The sequence below is a fragment of the Candidatus Nanopelagicales bacterium genome, from assembly GCA_030700225.1.
GTDB lineage: Bacteria > Actinomycetota > Actinomycetes > S36-B12.
Window position 1 is genome coordinate 1 of sequence record JAUYJT010000070.1, and the last position, 19,174, is coordinate 19,174.

Genomic DNA, 19,174 nt, shown 5'->3' on the forward strand with positions numbered 1-19,174 from the left:
TACCCGGGGCGGCAGCCGCGTGCAGCCCGAGGTCCAGCTCGGCCTGCCCGCCCGCCAGCCGCTGCTGGGCTGCGGCCTTCAGCGCCACCAGTTCGGCGTCGTCGCGCGCCGAGCCCAGGTGCTCGATCTTCCTGGAACCACCATGCGAGGAGTACACGATCTGCACCGCCCGAGCCCCCGACGCGGTCTTGACGGTGCGAACGTACGCCACAGGCCCGAGACTACGAACCGATTAGTGCACCAAATCCGCCGCCCCGACCAGCAAATCCCCTAGTCACAGCCATGCGACCCCAGCCAGGGCCCAAACTTGAGCCAAGTCAGGTCACCGAGCACTTGGGGCTGGCGTGGCGCCCAGATGGCGACGTCGAGGCATCGAAGCGGACTTCATCGTCGCCAAGCACAGGAACGGCCCCACCGACACCATCACGGTCGCATTCCAGGGCCACTACTCGCGCTTCGTGGACATGGCCGCGGACTAGCCGCTGGCCGCATCCCGCACTGAGCCTCCCAGCTCACCTGATGGAGATCCCCCAATACGACCCAAAGACGTTGTTGGCGACGTGAGCCGTCAACTTCTTGCCGGATTGGCTCGCGGCGAGGCCGATCGGAAGACGGTCCACGGTGATCTTCTTCCGCGTCGGCTTGAGGTTCTTCCTCCTCAGAACCTGTAACTTGCCTTCCTTCGGAAGGTCACCCTCTGATGGCGACGCCGACAGGGCGAGGACGCGGTGGGCTCCCATCATGGATACGGCTGTCACCGTTTCCTGGTTCTTCGCCTTCCGCATCGCGACGATCTCGCCCGTGGTCGCGTTGAGCTTGTAGGTCGCGGCCTGACCGAACACGCCAACGAACAAGTACTTGCCACGGGGCGCGACGGCGATCGCCTCAACCTCGAGCATGAGGTCTGTCCAGTCGGGGTATGTGGCCTGCAACCTGTGCAAGATCTTGCCGGTCTTGGTGGACAGAACCCAGACAGCCGCCCTGACGCCTCTGCCGTTGCCGACATACAGCTTGGAACCGTCTGGCGACAAGGCGAGGGCCTGCGGCTGGTTGATGCTGGGCTTCGGCAGCCTGAACGTGTCGAGCAGCTTCATCTTCGGTCTGCCGAAGACTGACACGGTCTTGGGCTCGTCCACACCGTTGTTGAGGTTCAGCACGTACAGGACTTTGCGGCCGCCCGACTTGCCCCCAACGAGTGCTATCGGGGTCTCCTTGGTGGATCTACTGCGGAGCTCGCTGCTTGACCAGTCGGCCTTGAACAGTCGGTCCCTGGTCCCATCGATGACGAAGGCCTTCTTGCCGCGTGGCGTCGTCCAGACATTCATCACGAAATCCCCATCGGTCGTGATGGTCTCCTTCAGCTCCTCGTCGGCGATCTTGTTGATGGTTCCATCGTCGGCGCCAACAACCCAGACCCGCGAGCCGTCCCGGGACGAGGCGACATCCGTCGCCATGGGGATGTCGATCTTGACGGTCCTCGCGGCGCTTTCATAGGTCGCGTTGCCGGAAGGGGCCACGAGTGCCAGTGCCAGGCCCGTCGCGCATCCGCCAATGAGCAGTGATCTAGTCAGTACCATCTGGAACTCCTCAATCGGTCTCCCGGCAAGTATGTCGGGATCAACGGGAGTCTGTGCGCGGAAACGAATTGCTTCTAGCAGATCAGCGCCTCCCCGATGGAACGGATGCGCGCCCCGTCGCGTCAGTGACTACATGAGACCTACTCTCCCCAGTCGTGCCGTCGTCACATTCACCGCCTTGGGCTTGGCCGCCGCCGCGGCTCTGGCTGGATGCACAGGTGATCCCGCTACGTCGGACTCCGGGACGGTTGAGGGTGTAGAGGGGGCGCCTAGCTCAGGGGAGCGGCTGAAGGGAGGGGACCAGCTCTCGGCCAGCGTGGATCAGGGAGCTCCGGCCGTGGGGAAGGCGCCCATCGCGGCAGCGCCCGCGGACCGCATGCTCGTTCGCAAGGCGACCGTTGTGATCGTCGCCGATGATGTCACCGCCGCTGGTGATGCGATCACGTCCACCGCGAAAGCCAACAACGGTTTCGTGGTGTCCATTGTTGGGAGTTCATCCATGGGGGATGTAGCCGGCGTCGGCGTCCCGTGCGCAGTGGGACCTAAGCAGTCCCGCCCCACAGCCGAAGTGTGCCCTCCTGCTCCCGTCGTCGGACCATGGGTGACTGTGAGTATCAAGGTGCCGGCTACCCGCTACCAGGCAGCGCTGGACGCGATCAACTCTCTAGGTGAGATCGTCACGTTGTCGGCAACAACTTCCGACGTGACCGACCAGGCCGTCGACCTGGATGCGAGGATCTCCGCTCAGAAAGCCAGCGTCCGCCGGGTCAGCGCCCTGATGCGTCAGGCCAGCGACATCTCGGAGATCATCGAGATCGAGAAGGAGCTGACCAAGAGGCAAGAGACGCTGGAGTCGCTGCAGGCTCAGCGCCGCACGTTGGCCGACTCGGTCTCCCTGGCGACGATCACAGCCACGGTCACGACGGCTGAGTCGGTAGCGCAGTTCGTCCCGCCCGGCGAGCTGTCATGGTGGGCACAGGTTTGGGACGGGTTCGCTAGTTCCTGGGCGGCGGTCGTGATTGGAATCGCCGTCATCTCCCCCTTGCTGGTGTTGTTGCTGGCAGCTGGACTGCTGATCTGGTGGCTCGTCCAGAGGTCGAACCGGAGCCGCTCAGTTTCCGAGGCCGAAGAGGTTCCGCCAACTGAGTGAGTGCGCGGTCGGGGACGCCCCAGGGACGGGCGAAGCTCGGGCCGTCTAGTTGCCGAACGCGGCCGGATTGGTGACAGTGCGGGGGTCCCCTGAGTGGACGCCACTGTCGATGTCAAGGCCGACGTTGTTGCGCAAGGCCGACGTTGTCGCGCAAGGCCGATGTTGTCGCGCAAGGCCGACGTTGTCGCGCAAGGCCGACGTTGTCGCGCAAGGCCGACGTTGTGCTGGGTGTTTTCCGCCGAAGCTTCGGCCTTACACCACAACGACCGCCAAGCGGCCGGGCTGTCAACACCCGAGCGAGGGGCTCGAACTACTCTCGACCCCATGAGCAAGATCGTGCTGCTCGGTGGGTGCGGTGGCATCGGCACGATCGCCGCACGAACCGTCCTGGCGGCCAACGTCTTCACCGACATTGTCATCGCCGATCTGGACGGGGAACGCGCCGAGGCTTTAGCGGCGAGCTTCCGCAGGAAACGAGTGGTCGGAGTCGGCGTCGACGTCGACGATCCGAGTTCACTGCGGCGTTCGCTTGACGGCGCATCCGTGGTGTTGAACACCGTGGGCCCGTTCTACCGTTTCGGCCCTCAGATCCTCGCCGCCGCAATCGATAGCGGGGTCGATTACGTCGATGTGTGCGATGACCTGGACGCGACCGAGCGGATGCTTCAGATGGACGCCGCAGCCAAGGCGAAGGGCGTACGCGCGCTCCTGGGCATGGGCAACTCACCTGGCCTGGCCAATGTGCTGGCACGGTTCGCGGCGGACCAGCTGCTTGACAGTGTCGAATCGGTGGACATCATGCACATCCACGGGGGAGAGCCCCAGGAGGGACCGGCCGTCCTCGGCCACCGGATCCACGCGATGACCAGTGACATCCCGATCTGGGAGGACGGGCAGATGCGCAAGGTGCGGATGCTGGACGACAGCGGAGCTGCCTACGTCATCGAGGTCGACTTCCGCGACGTCGGCCGGTTCCCTGTGTACCCGTATCCGCATCCAGAAACGATTACCTTGCCTCGGTACTTGCCTGGGGTTCGCCGCGTCACCAACAGGGGAGTCGTGTTCCCGCTGTCTTACTTCGAGCTCACACAGGACCTCGTTCGAGCCGACGCCTGTGGTACGGCCCCCTTGCGCGTGGGTGGCGTCGAAGTTGTTCCTAGGGATTTCTCTGTGGCGCACTTGATCGCGACCCGGCCCAGACTCCTGGCGGAGGCCGCGATCGACGGACCTGCTGGCTGCTTGGTCATCGACGTCCGAGGTCAGAAGGAGGGTGCTCCCGAGCGCTACGTCTTCTCGCTCTCGTCGCGCAGCGCCGGCGCGGGCGAGGGGACGGGCATCCCGGCGGGCATCGGCGCCGTCCTCATGGCCGAGGGTGAGGGGAAGATCGCCGAGGCGGGCGTCTACCCTCCGGAGGCGGTCGTCGATCCGTTGAGGATGCTGAACTTGGCCAGCGGGATCGTCGGGTCTCTTGGGGTCGAAGGGTCCGGAAGCGGTTCGCTGCCGATCCACGTCGAGCGCCACCGGCCCGACGGCGTCTCGGAACTCAATCTGGCGTTCTAGCCTGAATCTACCGCCATGACTCGCCTCTGTGGAGGCCCCGATGATGCAAAGGTGAGTAGCCGGGGGGTGCAACTCCCCCCGGCTACTCACCTCCGCACCATCCGGGTGGCAAGAGCCTGGGCTCGCCGACCCACCCACCACAATCCGCGGTGGATTCAGGTCTGGGCACGTGCCTGTGGGCACACCCCGATGAGCGATTCGTGCCCGCGCGGCTTCGCTTCGTGGGGCGGAGAACATCCGTCACCAACCGTTCACGGGACGTTCACCGTCAGGCCAGCCCGGATTCGCTTCGTGGGGCGACTCTGTGTCCATTGGGTCGAAGTGACCCGAGCCGGATTAATGCTGAAACGACGAGGATTGGTGGACGTTGGATATCGCGCTGATTACGATCATCGCTTTGGTGGCTCTGGCTCTGCTGTTCGACTTCACCAACGGATTCCACGACGCGGCCAATACCGTGTCGACGGTTGTGGTCACGCGCGCACTGCCAGCTCGCTGGGCGCCGGCATTCGCCGCGGTCTTCAATTTCCTCGCCTACTTCGTGGTCGGCACCGCTGTGGCGAGCACGGTCGCCAAGACCGTCCACTCGGAGTACGCCGGGGTGGCGGTGGTGTTCGCCGCGCTGTTCGCCGCGATCGCGTGGAACTACATCACTTGGTACTTCGGAATGCCATCGTCATCGAGCCACGCCATCATCGGGGGGCTTGTCGGAGCCGGGCTGGCAGCGGGCGGGCTGGCAGCAATTGCCTGGGACAGCGTGAAGCTGGCGGCAATCGGAATCGTCGCGTCGCCCCTAGTGGCGATCACCATCGCGGTTCTGGCCATGTACGTGGTGCTTGGCCTTCAGAGGCTCCTGCGGATCCACGATAACCACCCGGTGTTCAAGGGCCTGCAGCTCGTGTCTGCGGGTGCCCTGTCGTTCGGGCACGGGGCCAACGACGCCCAGAAGACCATGGGAGTGATCGGGGCCCTGATGCTCGGCGCCGGGTATACCTCGGTGGGCTCCGACGGAAGCATCGAAGTGCCGGAATGGGCCGCCCTGAGTGCTTACACGGCGATCGCGCTCGGCACCTTGTGGGGCGGCTGGAAGATCATCGAGACAGTCGGGCTGAAGATAACCACGCTGCATGCCAACTCCGGAGCCGCAGCGAATATCGGGTCCTCGGCAGCGATCTTCGGTGCGACTGCGGTGGGTATGCCGATCTCGACGACTCACGCTGCCGGTAGCTCGGTCATTGGCGCTGGCGTGTCGTCGGGCAAGGGAGCCAACTGGAAGGTCGTCGGCGAGATGGTGCTGGCGTGGGTGCTCACGATCCCGTCGGCCGGGTTGATCGCTTTCGTCTTGTTCAAGTTGACGCAGCTCCCAACGGTCCTGGCCAGCGTGGCAGTCTCTGTCGTCATCTGCGGCTTGGCCGCTTGGGTGATTTGGGCAATGCTCCACACCATTCACGCTGGGGATGTGGAGGCGGAGATTCCGAGTGAGGAAGCTCTCGACGAGGCGCTCCATCCTGTTCACCCGCACTTCGTCGGTCACGGACCTGTCTGGCCCGGACATGATCAAGCGGCGGCGGTGCAACCCGCGCCAAGTCCGATCGTGAACGGCAATGGGAAGCCCGTGAACGGGCACGATAGGAACGCGGCGCTGATCGAGGCGAACGGCAAGCGAATTGACGGCTTGTCCCGCGTGGTCTCCAAAGAGGAGTCATCCACCGGAGCTTGACCGCGCAGTCCCCGGCCCCGGCCCATTCGTCCAGTGCGGGCAGCCGACAAGAGTCACTTTTGGATTTCATTCGAAACGTGCTTCGCATCCGCCATCGAGGCTGTACCGTTTGATGAAGTTTCGGTGTCAAGTGGTGCGGCGCTCCCCCCGCAGGGAACGCCTGGAGCAGGCCTCGCAGGAGGCGAGCGCAACTGGTTGGACAGGAGCCAAGGGATGCAACTAATCAGCATGGTGGTCAAGCCGCAGCAGCTCGACGATCTGAAGAACGCTCTCGAGGAAACGGGCATTTCATCGATGACGGTCTGGGAGGTCTACGGTCGCCAGCGCGGTCCAGAGGAGCAGACGTACCGCGGAGCCGCGGTCCAGACGTATCTGGTACCCAGAATGAGGGTCGAGGTTGTGGTACCGGATGAACACGCCGACAGCGTCCTCGAAGTGATGTCCCGGTCTGTGAACGGTGGCACAGACGCAGACGACGTAATCGCTGTGATGCAGACGGTGTTGTCGCACAAGCCGGTCACCGCGTAGACGGCCGGATTCATGGGTCTCCCCCGTCGTCGGTCGGACGATCCCACGGCAAGAGGCAATCCTTCAGCAGCGGATTCAGATCTCGTTCCGGGGCCGAGGCTCAGTCTGAGGCGCCATGGAGAGCTGCTGAGTTCCAACGGCGGGGCAGTCAGCGCCGGGCAGCTCGCGTCGTCGGCTATGGCGGCCGCGAGCTCGGGCAAGGGTGTGCTGGCGAGTCTCGGTCTGGTGGACGAACAGCAAGTCCTCGCCGAGCTCGCCAAGGAGCATGGGCTCGAGGTAGCCAACCTGAGTCGCGGAGCGCCCAACCGGGATGCGGTGGCGTTGCTGGATGAGCGTGACGCGCGCCGCTTGCGAGCAGTCCCGATTGAGAAGCAGAAAGGGGGGCCCGTCCTAGTTGCGGTCACTCATCCGGATGCGGGTGTCGAGGCTGAGCTAACTCGTCTGGTCGGCTCGCGGATACGTCTTCTGCTGGCCACCCCCGCGGAGATCGACTGGGCCATAGACACGAGCTACAGGGCTGTATCTGGGCTGGAGCGCGAGATCGCGGCCTTCGCTGCCAGCCATCCAGATGATGAGCTGGAGCGGCCTCCAACACGCATGCAATCGGAAGCTGTGGTTCAAGACACGCCAGTAGTCGCTGTCGTCAATATGATCATCACCGAGGCTGTGCGAAGGCGGGCCTCGGACGTTCACATGGAGCCGACTAGCGAGAACCTGCGCGTTCGATTCCGCGTCGACGGGGCACTAAGAGAAGCCCTGGTTGTGCCGTCAAACATGATCTCCTCCTTGGTGAGTCGCCTGAAGATCATGGCTGGGATGGACATCGTGGAGCGCCGCCGTCCCCAGGACGGCCAGATCTGCATGGAGGTCGATGGGCACCCCCTGGACATCCGTGTCGCGACCGTCGGAGTGATTTGGGGAGAGAAAGTCGTCCTACGGTTGTTGGACAAGAGCCGGGAGGTGCTCGAGCTTAGGGGCCTCGGAATGGCTCGCGACACGTACCAGACCTTCCGGTCCATCTTGAGGTCGCCGTACGGGATGGTCTTGTCAGCTGGTCCGACGGGGAGCGGCAAGACCACGACCCTGTACGCGGCGCTCAACGCGATCACGCGGCCCGAGATCAACATTGTCACGATCGAAGACCCTGTGGAGTACACGCTGCCCGCTATCAATCAGATCAGCGTCGACGAGAGCATCGGGGTCGACTTCGCTGGGGCACTCAGGGCCGTCATGCGTCAGGATCCTGACGCCATCTTGGTTGGCGAGATCCGTGATGTGGAAACAGCTCAGGTTGCTATTCAGGCCGCGATGACCGGCCACTTCGTCATGTCGACAATCCACGCGACCGATGCCGCGCGGGCGCTGCTTCGTTTGCTTGACATGAGCATCGAGCCATTCCTGGTGGCGTCATCGGTCATCGCCGTCGTCGGGCAGCGCCTGGTCCGACGGATATGTTCGTCGTGCCGCGTTCCGTACGAAAGAACGAAGAAGGAGATCGACTTCTACGAGAAGTCCGGCGGCCGCCCGAAGACTACGTTCTGGGCCGGGCGGGGCTGTAACTTCTGCAGTGGCACGGGCTATCAAGGTCGGACGGGAGTCTTCGAGGTCCTGACCGTCACCGATGAGATGCGGGACCTTCTAGTCTCGGGCGATGCCAACCTGTCATCCGTTCACTCTCTCGCCGCTTCCAAGGGCATGCGCGCCTTGAGGAGCGAAGGTCTCCGCCTCGCGGAGACCGACGTGACCACGATCGCAGAGATCATCCGCAGCACATACGTCCTCTGACGTCGCATCGGGAACTTCACGGGTTCTTCATGGATCCAGCGCCAGACCGCCGGATCGTTGGCAGATCATGAAGGTGGAGACCTAGTGAGGTGGTTGCCATGATGTGGGGATACGGAGACTACGGAGGCGGCTGGTCGTGGATCATGCTCGGCGCGATGGTGTTGTTCTGGGGCGGACTTCTGGCCGTGATCGTCTGGGCCATCTACAGGGTTTTCCCAGGGCAGACGCGAGGCTCTGAATCGGCCGCCGAGATCCTGGACCGGCGGTTCGCTAGCGGCGAGATCGACACGGAAACCTACCGCGCCGCGCTGCGGGAGATCGGCGCTTCGCGCTCCAGCGCCAGCCGCGACGCTTTCTAGGGGACAATGAGCGGGTGAGTTCGAACAAGCCCGTAGTCCTCGTCGTAGACGATGAGGCCGCGCTAACGAAGGTCGTGGCCAGCTACCTAACCCGAGAAGGGTTCGACACGTGCTTCGCGCACGACGGACCGAGCGCCGTCGAGGTTGCCAAGGCGCGGCGGCCAGACCTGATAATCCTCGACGTGATGCTTCCGGGGTTTGACGGATTCGAGGTATGCAGACAGATCAGGACGTTTTCGGACGCCTACGTGCTCATGTTGACCGCCCGGGACGATGAGACCGACGCGGTCGTGGGGCTTTCCGTCGGTGCCGACGACTATGTTGTCAAGCCGTTTGGGCCCCGGGAGCTAGTGGCCCGGGCCAAGGCTCTGCTGCGTCGTCCGAGGGCGGAGCAAGCCGTCGCTTCTGAGCCGTACGGCGGCGAGCCGCTCATCTGCGGTGATCTAGTCGTTGATCCCGTGTCCCGCAGGGTTCACGTCGCGGGCAAGGAGGTTGCGCTCACCCGCACGGAGTTCGACATCCTTTCGGCGCTGGCCGCCCGGCCGACGGCAGCGTTCACCAGGCGTCAGCTCATTGAGGCGGTCTGGGGTTCCGACTGGGTTGGTGGGGACCAGATCGTTGATGTCCACATCGGGCACATTCGCGGCAAGCTGGGCGACGACGCGAGCGAACCCCGGTACGTTCGTACGATTCGCGGCATCGGCTACGGATTGAGCCCCTAGTGAGGGCACTGGGCCTCGGTGCCCGCCTGCTCACGATCCAGATTCTCGTACTGATCGCCGGCGCCGCCGCGCTCGTGGTGACCGCCTTCCTAATCGCGCCGCCGATATTCCGCTTGCACCTTGGCGAGCCAGACGGCGCCAATTCAGAGTTGACGCGCCATGCCCAGGAGGCCTTCGCGACGGGGTTGACTACGGCACTGTCGGTTGGCGGCTTGGTGGCTCTCGCTGTCGCGATTGCCACGTCGGCCCTACTCGTGCGGCGCATCGCTTCTCCGGTGGGCGCTCTGGCGGAGGCAGCGCGGAAGGTAGCTGGTGGGAACTACGACGTTGCGATCGAACCGTCCGGGCTGGGGCCGGACTTCGACGCTCTCGAATCCGCGTTCCGAGACATGGCCCGCCAGTTGCGCACCTCGGAGGAGGGCAGGCAAAGGTTGGTCGCGGATCTGGTTCACGAGCTGCGGACGCCGGTGGCAGTTTTGGACGCCTACGTGCAAGGGCTGGAAGATGGCGTTATCGGGCAGTCCGCGTCTACGTGGGCAGTTCTGCATGATCAAACACACCGGCTGACTCGGCTCGCCGGGGATCTGAGCGAGCTGTCATCTGTCGACGAGCACGCTCTCGCACTCGCGTTGTCGCCGGAGGACCTGGACGATGTGGCAAGGATCGCGGTCATGTCCGCTCTGCCCCGCTACGAGGCCAAGGGAGTGGAGCTCACCTTCGTGGGGGGTGAGGGCCTGCTGTGTCAGCTAGATCGCGCGAGGATTGGGCAGGTGCTGACGAATCTTCTCGACAACGCTCTGCGCCACACTCCGTCGGGCGGTCGGGTCACTGTCACTACGGCTAGGCATGGACGACGAATGGCTTCGGTTAGCGTCGCCGATTCGGGCGAGGGCATTCCACCGGAGGACCTCGTCAGCGTCTTCGACCGCTTTCACCGCGGAGATCCGGCGCGTCACAGGGAAGGAGACTCCGGTAGCGGGTTGGGACTGACGATCGCTCGCGGGATTGCCCGCGCCCATGGTGGGGATCTCGTTGCTTCCAGCTCGGGCAGTGGCCGGGGCGCCACGATGCGACTCGCTTTGCTCATTAGCTGACAAGTCAGGGTTCCTTGGCGTAGCCTGCGCGCATGCTGAAAAGAATTGCTGTCGGAATTGCCGCTTCGCTGGTGCTGGTCGCGTGTTCCACGCCCGCGCCGAGTCCCAGCCCATCGCCCACATCGCCCGCGCCGAGTGAGTCCCCAACTGGCAACGTGCTTCCCCCAATCCCCATCACCAAAGCCGGTGACGTCACGGTCAGCGTTGGCGACAACCTGAATGTGACCACGCCAAATGTGACGAAGGTGACTACTGACAACCCAGCGGTCTTGCGGGTGTCGCAGCCCTACAGCGATGGCAGCGCCGACTTCAATGGCGGGGCGCTGGTCTTGGCTCCTGGCAAGGCGAAGCTGACCGTGTTCGGCGGTACGCCAGGTGGCGAGATGTACTCGGTCAACGTCACAGCCAAGGCGTCGACGCGTTCGGGAAGCCCTAGCGGTCTGCAGTAGCCGATCGTGCCCTAGCTGCACAAGGGCCTTCGAAGTAGGGCCTCGTCGCCCGGCAGGCATCAGGTCGCGGTGCTCAATAGAGTTCCGGCTAGAGCCCTGACTGCCAGGACACGGAGGCCTCCTCGTCGTGCTAACAGCTATTGACAGTCCGGAATTCAGCCGCGCCCTTGACGAGCTGGAGGAGCAGACCGGGCAGCCTCGCGAGCAACTCATCAAAGAGGCGCGGTCCTGTCTGGCCGAGATGGCCGCGCGTCCGACGAGCTTGGCTGTGGCCGGGTGGGACAAGTTCTGCCGGTGGTTGGCCCGTGCCTACAAGCTCGATGTCGACGACGAGGCGATCGACCAGCTGAAGGTTCTGGCGCGCGATGCGACGCTGATCTTCCTGCCGAACCATCGGTCGTATCTGGATCCCCTGGTCCTGCATTCGGCCCTTGAGCGGCATGACTTCCCGCCGAATCATGTGCTGGGCGGCGCTAACCTCGCGATTTGGCCGCTCGCCGGGGTCGGACAGCGAAGCGGACTGGTGTTCATTCGCCGCGAGTTCAAGAACGCTCCTGTCTACCGGGCCGTGCTGAGGGCATACTTGTCTTCGTTGCTCAAGAGCAGGACCAACCTTGAGTGGTACATCGAGGGCGGTCGGACCAGGACGGGGAAGCTGCGTCCGCCCCGCTATGGGGTCCTCAGCTACGTTATCGATGCCTTCGCCGAGGACCCGGAAAACGACGTTTTCCTGATACCGACGTCGGTGATCTACGACCAGCAGCACGAGGTGGGCGCGATCTCAGCGGAGGAAATGGGTGGCGCCAAGAGCCCGGAAAGCCTGGGCTGGCTCTACAACTTCGCGAAGTCGCAGTCCCGAAGGCTTGGCCGTGCGCACTTGCGATTCGGGGAGCCGCTGGCTCTGAGGTCCGCGATCGCGCTCACTGAGGACGAGAATGGAAGGCCGCGACCCCGACTGGCTGTTGCGAAGGTGGCGTTCGAAGTCTGCAACCGCATCAACAACGCGACGCCGGTTACTCCGACCGCCCTGGTCACATTCGCGCTGCTGGATAACGATGACCGCGCTATCACCGTTAGGGAGGGCGCCGAGATCCTGCGTCCGCTATTGGAGTACATACAAGTTCGCGAGCTGCCGGTGACCGGTGACGTTGACTTGAGCGGGTCCATCGAGCTGCCTGACGCGGTCAACGCCCTGGTGCGTGAGGGCGTCGTCACGAGGCACGATGGCGGCACCGAGCCGGTGTTCGTGATTCCCCGCGACCAGCAGCTTGCGGCGGCCTTCTACCGGAATACGATCATCCACTTCTTCATTACCAGGGCGATCGTGGAAGTGGCTTTGCTGGGAGCCCTTGAGAGCGGCGCCGACGACATCAGCTCCGCGACTTGGGCGAGCGCGAAGCGCCTGAAGGATCTGCTGAAGTTCGAGTTCTTCTTCCCCCGGACGCGGGAGTTCGCCGAGGCAGTGGCCGAGGAAGCAAGGATTGTCGACCCGGATTGGCAGCTGGACGCGGGTTCGTCGGTGTCGGTACAACGGCTGTTCGAGTCGATGCGCCTATTCGTGGCGCCTCGCGTGATCGCTCCGTTCCTGGAGGCCTACCTCGTAGTGGCGGATCGATTGGCCGACCATGACCCTGAATCTGTGATTGATCAGGACGCCCTGATCGAGCAGTGTTTCGGTGTAGGCCAGCAGTGGTGGCTGCAGCGCAAGCTTCACAGCCCGGAGTCGATCTCGAAGGACCTGTTCCGCAACGCATTGAAGCTGGCGGACAACTTCGGTTTGATGGGCACCGGTGGCCAGGATCTGCGGGAACGCAGGCGTGCGCTGGCCGACGAGCTTCGCGAGTCGGTGCGGAGAGTTCGGGCGATTCGGATGCTCTCCCGTAGCAGATGGGAGGCCGAGTTGGATGTCTGACATCGAGTGGCTCATAGACGATGTCGAGAACAGCCCTTGGGGGCCGCGCGTTGGTGCCTTCTTCGCGTTTGACGGCACGCTGATCAGCGGCTACTCGGCTGCGGCATTCTTCGAGCAGCGCTTGGAGCACGGCGAGATCCCGCTGAAGGACCTGCTTCACACGACAGTTGAGCGCGTCGCGGTGGAGCGTCGTATCCACGACGTGTCGGAACTGATGCGTATCGGCATCGAGGCGCAGGCGGGCCAAAGCTATGAGGAGTTCGAAGGCTGGAGTCGCAAGGTCTTCGCGAAGAGGATCTCGGGGATGGTGTTCCCAGAGGCACGCACCTTGGTGGATGCGCACCTGCGGATGGGTCACACGGTAGTTATTGCCTCATCGGCTACGACGTTGCAGATCGGCCCGACCGCTGAGGATTTGGGAATCAATCACCTGGTGTGCACACAGATTGAGGTGAATGACGAAGGTGTTGTGACTGGCCGACTGGACGGTGAACTGTGCTGGGGGCCGGTGAAGGTCGACGCATTGAAGCGTTTCTCGACAGACCACGATGTTGATCTTTCGCGCTCATTCGCGTACTCGAATGGCTCCGAGGATCTGCCAATGCTGGAGTCGGTCGGCAGGCCGAGGGCAGTGAACCCCGACGCGGACCTGGCCAAGGTTGCCCGAAAGCGGCGGTGGGGTATCGCCCATCTGAAGCTTCCCCCAAAGACGACTCCGATCACGATCGCTCGCAGCGCTGCCGCTGCCGGGGTCTTCGCCGCCGGTGTCGTGACAGGTGCGGCGATGGCGGTTCTCAACCGCAACCGCACGGTCGGCGCGAACGTCGCCGCGACTGTGGGATCCGACCTGACGCTGGCTACAGCGGGCGTCGAACTGAGGGTCGTAGGTGAGAAGAACGCATGGTCGCACCGACCGGCGGTGTTCATCTTCAACCATCAAAGCCAACTGGATGTGTTTGTACTGGGCTCTGTGCTGCGGCGTGACTTCACTGGGGTGGCGAAGAAGTCGCTGGAGCATGATCCTCTATTCGCCCCTGTCGGCTACCTGGCCGACGTGGCGTACATCGATAGGGCGAACACGGCGAAGGCGGTTGAGGCGCTTAGGCCGGTAGTCGAGGCTCTGAAGGGTGGCAGGTCGATCGCGATCGCCCCAGAGGGAACAAGATCGCCAACGCCTAGGCTTCTACCTTTCAAGAAAGGGGCCTTCCACGTCGCGATGCAGGCGAACGTGCCCATAGTCCCGGTAGTGATGCGCAACTGTGGCGAGCTGATGCGGGCCCACTCCTACGTGGTGCATCCGGGGACGGTTGACGTGGCAGTCCTCCAGCCGATCTTCACGAAGGGCTGGAACAAGGAGAACCTGGACTCGAAGATCGCCGAGGTGCGCGGCATGTTCCTGAAGACACTGGCGAACTGGCCTACGCGTTAGGCAGCGGGCGCCTGGCCCAAGGGAATGGGTGCCAGTCCCAACGGCCAGACCGCTGCGAACGCTGGGCTGGCAAGCACCTTAGCCAGGGCGGCCCCGGAGTCGGGTGGGAGCATGGCGCTGGCACTTGCGGATTCCGGCACCGTGCCGAATCGCCAGACATAGACCTCGGCTCCGCTGCGCCGCCAGGTCCGGGGCTTCCACTTGTGCTCCTGGACAGTTTCGTCGCCGTGCCAGTTGGAGTCGCGAACGCGGTACGTACCCGGTGCGAGCAGATCCACAACGATGGCCGTGTGAAGCACCGAGTTCCCGTCAGCGTCGCGTCTGGGCGGGGAGTCCGATCGTTTGAAGCGCCGCGTGATGACTTGGATCAGGTCGCCGGGTTGCGCGTCACTCAGATTCACACGAACTCCGCCAGCTCGGCGATACGAGCCGTAGTACGCGCCGCCGGGCGTGCCGTAGCCGCGTACCCGGTGCTTGACGTGGCGCTGCTTGAGCACGCTGTTGACTACGGCTTGCGCGAAGACCTTGCACTGCCCGCCGTATGAGCCAATCTCGGTGGCCAGCCCCTGGGATGAGATCAAGTCATTGGAGAATTCGTGAGCCTGCGCCGGAGATGCCGACACGAACGCAATGCTGAGTGCTACGGCGAGTCCAACTCCCGCAGCGGGGCGCGCCAGCCCAGGGAATCGATCGAACACTTTCACCTCGCGGAGTTCATGAATGGGCTGCCGACCTGCCGCGGTCTGGGCGGCCAGCTCACAGGTATTCGTGTGGTTCTGGAGTCCCTCCATGGTGCTGGAAGTGGCCGCTCAGCCCAAAACGACCGTTAGTGATCTTGACCACGCTATCGGTAGTGATCACTAGATGCGCGCGGTTTGGGGAAGTTGTTGATCATGGTGGGTGGGACCCGGACCCCGGCCGTTGTGCGGGAGCTCAGCCGCGCTCGTCTTGCGCGATGCTCCGGTGCCGCAGTGAATCATAGATGGGTTCTGAGCGCACGAGTGTCGCTGCGATCACGGCAACCGCGGCTGCTAGCAGTGCGGCCGGCAGCAGGTTCGTCGTCGCTGCCATCTCGGCCACGATCACAACACCGGTCAAGGGGGCGCGGACTACCGCCGCGAACATGGTTGACATGCCGACAAGGGCGAACGCTGCTGTAGGAAGTGCGAGGGAAGGGACGGCGAGGTTGACGACCATGGCGAACAGTGCCCCGCAGGTCGCGCCCAAGGCGAGCAAGGGGGCGAACAACCCGCCTGGTGTTCCGACGGAGTAGGACAGCGGCCCGAGGATCCAGCGGACCGCCAGGATGACTAGTACGACAGCCAGGGGCGGGGCCGCGGTCAGCATCTGTTGGCTGATGAGGGCCCCCTCCCCGGCCAGTGTCGGCGCGAACCAGCCGACGGCCCCGACGATTCCGCCGACAACCGCTGCTTTGGCCTCGAACGACAACTTCGGCACGCGCGTCATCTGGTCCAGCGACCAGATGACGGTCTTGTTGTAGGCGGCGCCGATGAGGCCAAGCATCAATCCGAAGAGGGAGTAGGCGGCGATTTCCCCCAGTGAGATACCCGGGGCGGAAGCCAGGGTGAACTCTGGGCTGTCTCCCAGGATTCCGCGCGATACGAAGATCGCGCACGCGGTGCCGATGATCGTCGCCGCTACGAGTCGCACTCGGAAGGCGCGGGTGAGTTCCTCGAAGACGAAAATCGCCCCACCTGTAGGAGCGTTGAAGGCGACAGCCAAGCCAGCGCCGGCCATGGCAGCTCCGAGATCCGTGTTGGCCGCCCGGCCGAGGCGGGCGAGCTTGCCGACGTTGCTGCCGACGGCGGCGCCCATCTGGACCGTCGGACCCTCGCGGCCCAGGGCCATGCCCGCGCCCATGGACAGGACGCCTCCGACGAACTTCGCCGGGATGACGCGTTTGTGCTCAAGTGGAAGTTGGTCGCGCACCTCGCCTTCGACTCGCTGCACCCCGCTGCCTGAAGCCGCCGGAACCCACCGCACGATCAGGCGCGCCAGAGCGACAGCGATCCCCGCAGCGGTGATGATCATCAGAGTCCCGGCCCACGGCGTGCCGTGCAGGAACTCAACGGATTCGATCCGGGCTTCGTCGGCGCGCATCAGCGTCCAACGGAAGGCAGCCCCGAGAAGTCCGGTAATCGCACCGGCCGCCGCAGCCGCGACCGCCAGCACTACTAGGCCTCTGCCCGGTGCCGTTGGGTCGTCCGGAACGGGAGGGAGTGGTTCCTCAGGTGTCTGTGTCACCCCGTTTGGGCCTACATTCCACTCGTGCGCGGGGACTGCCCTAGAGTCACCGCGCCACCGTCGGAGTCGATTCCGGTGGACGAGTCAGGTGCCCAGTGGGCCGACATCTTGCGAAGCATCCGCATCCACGCGTGCCTGAAGTACTGGCGGCACGCATCCCATTCAGGGCCGACGCCGAACCCGAGCTGCGTCAACTCAACTTCCGTGCCCCCAGAGTCAGGGCGCATCGAAAGGACCACCCACGTGTGGGCTAGGTCGCCCGGGATATGGCTTGGGCTAGGCCACGTGAACGACAGCATGCTCTCTGGGACGTAGGACAGGATCCGGCATCCCTCCGTGCCGCGTTGACCCTCGGCCCCGTCCGGCAAGAACAGCAGCTCGAAGGCTCCGCCGATTCGCAGATCGATCTTTGCCTCCGGCATTGGCCACCAGGTGCGTATCGCCTCACTGTTGGTCCAGGACCTCCACAGTTCCTCAGGTGAGGCCGAGACCCGGATCGACATCGACAGGGGCTGCGCGCCGATACCAGCCTCCGCCACGCGGGGGGCGTGAACGACTCCCAGATACGCCGCGAGCATGTCCTGCGTCATGACTTCGAACAGGACATTGTTCTCGATCCACAGTTCCAGGACGTTGAAGCCGCCCCGGTCGAGCTGCACGCAGCGCCAGCCGACGCGGCGCGCGATCTGGACTACTTCCTCGATGGTTTTGCTGACCGATATCGCCGCGTGGGTTGGCGAGCGGTCCGGGGCGAAGTAGTTGTGGCAGAAGCGGACTTCACCGTCGGCGTCGTCAGGAGCCAGCTCGGTGCCGTGCGGGTAGATCTCTATGGCTGTGCCAGCTTCGTCGGACGCCCACACGATGTATCCGTCAGGCCACGGGCCCAGCTCGCCGACCTTTCCATTGGTGAGTTCGGCGATCGTCTGGGCGACGAGTTTCGTTTCCTTGGCTGCGATCGAGACGTGATGGAGCATGGGGACACTTTTCCACCAGAAACGCCGATATCCCAGCGGCGCGCGGCATCTACCGCCAATTGGAGTGGACCCGGACCGGTGAACGGCCATAGGTTCAGTACTGGCGGCAAGCGCCTCCAAGCCGGTCCGGCGATTGGAGTCTGTGATGAAGTACCCGAGCGGAATGCCTGGATGGGTGGATCTTTCAACGACGGACACGGAGTCTGCTCGGTCGTTCTACACGAAGCTCTTCGGATGGACTGCGGTGGATCTTCCGACACCCGTTGGAGTGCCATACACGCAGTTCATGAAAGGCGGGAAGCTCGTCGCGGGCATGGCCCAGCAGCCCCCCGACCTGGCTGCGGCGGGAGTGCCGTCCATGTGGAACACCTACGTGCTGGTCGAGAGCGCTGACTACGTTGTATCCGTCGCGGAGCAGTCGGGTGGCAAGACGGTGATGCCGGCGATGGACGTGATGACCGCCGGTCGCATGGCAATGCTGGCGGACCCGTCCGGTGCGGTCATCGGGGTCTGGCAGCCGAGGGCACACGAGGGCGCTGAGCTGTTCAACGAGCCCGGGTCGCTGACTTGGAACGAGCTTCAGTCCTGGGACCTGGAGGCGGCTAGGCCGTTCTACTCGAAGGTATTCGGTTGGCGCTGGGAGGATGGCGGGGATGGCTACCAGGTCGCACACCTCGACGCCAAGGGAGGCGAAGACACCAGTGTCGCCGGAGCCATGACGATACCGCCGATGGCCCCGGCTGAAGCACCGAGCTGCTGGATGGTCTACTTCGCGGTCGAGGACCTCTCGGCCACGATTGAGGCGGCGACGGGGGCTGGAGCCACGGTCTTCTTGCCCCCGATGGAGATATCCATGGGGAAGTTCGCCGGGTTGATTGACCCGACCGGGGCGATGTTCATGGCGTTCCAGTCCTCCAGCGGCTGAGTCTCCGACCGTGGCCAAGCACATCATTGAGCTGGTGCCCGGCGTGTACCGGATACCGACGCTTGGCAACTACATCAACTCGTACGTGTTCTCCGACGATGATGGCTTGACCCTCGTTGACGCGGGGCTGAAGTGGCGGGCGCCTGGGCGTATTCGCTCGGCCCTGTCAGCGATCGGGCAGGACGTGTCGTGCGTGTCACGGCTGATCCTCACCCATGCTCACGTGGACCACGCTGGCGGTGCGGCTGGCCTGGTTCGTGACGCGGGCCTCGACGGAGTCATCATCCACGTCGATGACGTCCCCTTCGTGACGTCGGGTCAAGCGCCACCCGCTGATCCGGGCGTTCGTGGCGCCCGGTTGGCGGCGCGGATGCCGTGGGGCGGGTTCGACCCAGTGCAGGTAGGCCGCGCTGTCGTGGGCGAGGAGTTGCTTCCGGTCGGCGGCGGGCTACGGGTGATCCACACGCCCGGCCACACGCCCGGCCATGTTTCGTTGCTTCACGAGCCGTCAGGAGTGCTGATCACGGGGGACTCGATCTTCAACATGAACAGTCGGCTCACGTGGCCGTTCGCCATGTACTGCACGTCGTTCCGTCAGACGAAACAGACAGCGCACGTGCTTGGCGAACTGGATTACAAGATCGCTGCGTTCACCCACGGTCCCGAGATCCGCACAGGCGCCCGGGAGGCGGTCCGCGGCTTCCTGTCCCGTGCCGCGTAGGGGA

18 protein-coding genes and 1 pseudogene are annotated in these 19,174 nt (G+C 64.1%); 14 read left to right on the plus strand and 5 right to left on the minus strand.

Annotation, left to right across the window (positions count from 1 at the left end):
* Positions 1-211, minus strand: a 211-nt coding sequence (locus Q8P38_11310) for an IS1634 family transposase (GenBank protein MDP4015190.1), incomplete at its 3' end; no start/stop codon positions are given.
* Between the two features lie 163 nt (positions 212-374).
* Between Q8P38_11310 and Q8P38_11315 the strand changes: the two are divergent.
* Positions 375-479: pseudogene (locus Q8P38_11315) on the plus strand (DnaB-like helicase C-terminal domain-containing protein).
* Between the two features lie 33 nt (positions 480-512).
* Here Q8P38_11315 and Q8P38_11320 read toward each other — a convergent pair.
* A complete protein-coding gene (locus Q8P38_11320) occupies positions 513-1,577 on the minus strand; it encodes a hypothetical protein (GenBank protein MDP4015191.1) in 1,065 nt (354 codons plus the stop codon).
* A 133-nt stretch (positions 1,578-1,710) separates the two neighbouring features.
* On the opposite strand from Q8P38_11320, the gene Q8P38_11325 reads away from it, so the two are divergent.
* The 11 genes from Q8P38_11325 (at position 1,711) to Q8P38_11375 (ending at position 14,285) form a co-directional block, all read left to right on the plus strand.
* On the plus strand, positions 1,711-2,727 hold the full coding sequence (locus tag Q8P38_11325; GenBank protein ID MDP4015192.1) for a DUF4349 domain-containing protein: 1,017 nt from the start codon (positions 1,711-1,713) through the stop codon (positions 2,725-2,727).
* A gap of 324 nt (positions 2,728-3,051) precedes the next feature.
* Entirely contained in the window at positions 3,052-4,287 is a 1,236-nt protein-coding gene (locus tag Q8P38_11330; protein ID MDP4015193.1) for a saccharopine dehydrogenase NADP-binding domain-containing protein, read from the plus strand.
* A 367-nt stretch (positions 4,288-4,654) separates the two neighbouring features.
* Entirely contained in the window at positions 4,655-6,007 is a 1,353-nt protein-coding gene (locus tag Q8P38_11335) for an inorganic phosphate transporter (GenBank protein MDP4015194.1), read from the plus strand.
* Positions 6,008-6,220: 213 nt separating this feature from the next.
* Positions 6,221-6,535, plus strand: coding sequence for a P-II family nitrogen regulator (locus Q8P38_11340; protein ID MDP4015195.1), 315 nt, complete (start codon positions 6,221-6,223; stop codon positions 6,533-6,535).
* Positions 6,536-6,547: 12 nt separating this feature from the next.
* Positions 6,548-8,320, plus strand: a complete 1,773-nt coding sequence (locus tag Q8P38_11345) for a GspE/PulE family protein (protein ID MDP4015196.1) — start codon at positions 6,548-6,550, stop codon at positions 8,318-8,320.
* 98 nt (positions 8,321-8,418) lie between these two features.
* The gene (locus tag Q8P38_11350) at positions 8,419-8,679 is read left to right on the plus strand and encodes a hypothetical protein (protein ID MDP4015197.1); all 261 of its coding nucleotides are present in this window, start codon (positions 8,419-8,421) and stop codon (positions 8,677-8,679) included.
* A 14-nt stretch (positions 8,680-8,693) separates the two neighbouring features.
* A complete protein-coding gene (locus Q8P38_11355; protein ID MDP4015198.1) occupies positions 8,694-9,401 on the plus strand; it encodes a response regulator transcription factor in 708 nt (235 codons plus the stop codon).
* Positions 9,401-10,495 (plus strand): ATP-binding protein, encoded by a 1,095-nt coding sequence (locus Q8P38_11360; GenBank protein MDP4015199.1) that lies wholly within the window; start codon positions 9,401-9,403, stop codon positions 10,493-10,495. The genes Q8P38_11355 and Q8P38_11360 overlap by 1 nt, the downstream gene beginning before the upstream one ends.
* Before the next feature lie 32 nt (positions 10,496-10,527).
* Complete coding sequence (locus Q8P38_11365) at positions 10,528-10,944, plus strand: hypothetical protein (protein ID MDP4015200.1); 417 nt, start codon at positions 10,528-10,530, stop codon at positions 10,942-10,944.
* A 127-nt stretch (positions 10,945-11,071) separates the two neighbouring features.
* On the plus strand, positions 11,072-12,856 hold the full coding sequence (locus Q8P38_11370) for a 1-acyl-sn-glycerol-3-phosphate acyltransferase (GenBank protein MDP4015201.1): 1,785 nt from the start codon (positions 11,072-11,074) through the stop codon (positions 12,854-12,856).
* Positions 12,849-14,285 (plus strand): HAD-IB family hydrolase, encoded by a 1,437-nt coding sequence (locus tag Q8P38_11375; protein MDP4015202.1) that lies wholly within the window; start codon positions 12,849-12,851, stop codon positions 14,283-14,285. Before Q8P38_11370 ends, Q8P38_11375 begins: the two co-directional genes overlap by 8 nt.
* Here the strand turns inward: Q8P38_11375 and Q8P38_11380 are convergent.
* The 3 genes from Q8P38_11380 to Q8P38_11390 all read right to left on the minus strand — a co-directional run bounded on the left by Q8P38_11380 (position 14,282) and on the right by Q8P38_11390 (position 17,524).
* Positions 14,282-14,983 carry a hypothetical protein gene (locus Q8P38_11380; protein MDP4015203.1) on the minus strand — a complete coding sequence of 234 codons (702 nt, stop codon included), beginning with the start codon at positions 14,981-14,983 and terminating at the stop codon, positions 14,282-14,284. The two genes, Q8P38_11375 and Q8P38_11380, sit on opposite strands and share 4 nt — an antisense overlap.
* Positions 14,984-15,218: 235 nt before the next feature.
* Positions 15,219-16,550 carry a chloride channel protein gene (locus Q8P38_11385; GenBank protein MDP4015204.1) on the minus strand — a complete coding sequence of 444 codons (1,332 nt, stop codon included), beginning with the start codon at positions 16,548-16,550 and terminating at the stop codon, positions 15,219-15,221.
* Between the two features lie 11 nt (positions 16,551-16,561).
* Positions 16,562-17,524 carry an SRPBCC domain-containing protein gene (locus Q8P38_11390; protein ID MDP4015205.1) on the minus strand — a complete coding sequence of 321 codons (963 nt, stop codon included), beginning with the start codon at positions 17,522-17,524 and terminating at the stop codon, positions 16,562-16,564.
* A 145-nt stretch (positions 17,525-17,669) separates the two neighbouring features.
* Here Q8P38_11390 and Q8P38_11395 point away from each other — a divergent pair, with 145 nt between their 5' ends.
* Positions 17,670-18,449, plus strand: a complete 780-nt coding sequence (locus tag Q8P38_11395) for a VOC family protein (protein ID MDP4015206.1) — start codon at positions 17,670-17,672, stop codon at positions 18,447-18,449.
* Between the two features lie 10 nt (positions 18,450-18,459).
* Positions 18,460-19,170, plus strand: coding sequence for an MBL fold metallo-hydrolase (locus Q8P38_11400; GenBank protein MDP4015207.1), 711 nt, complete (start codon positions 18,460-18,462; stop codon positions 19,168-19,170).
* Positions 19,171-19,174: the final 4 nt, after the last annotated feature.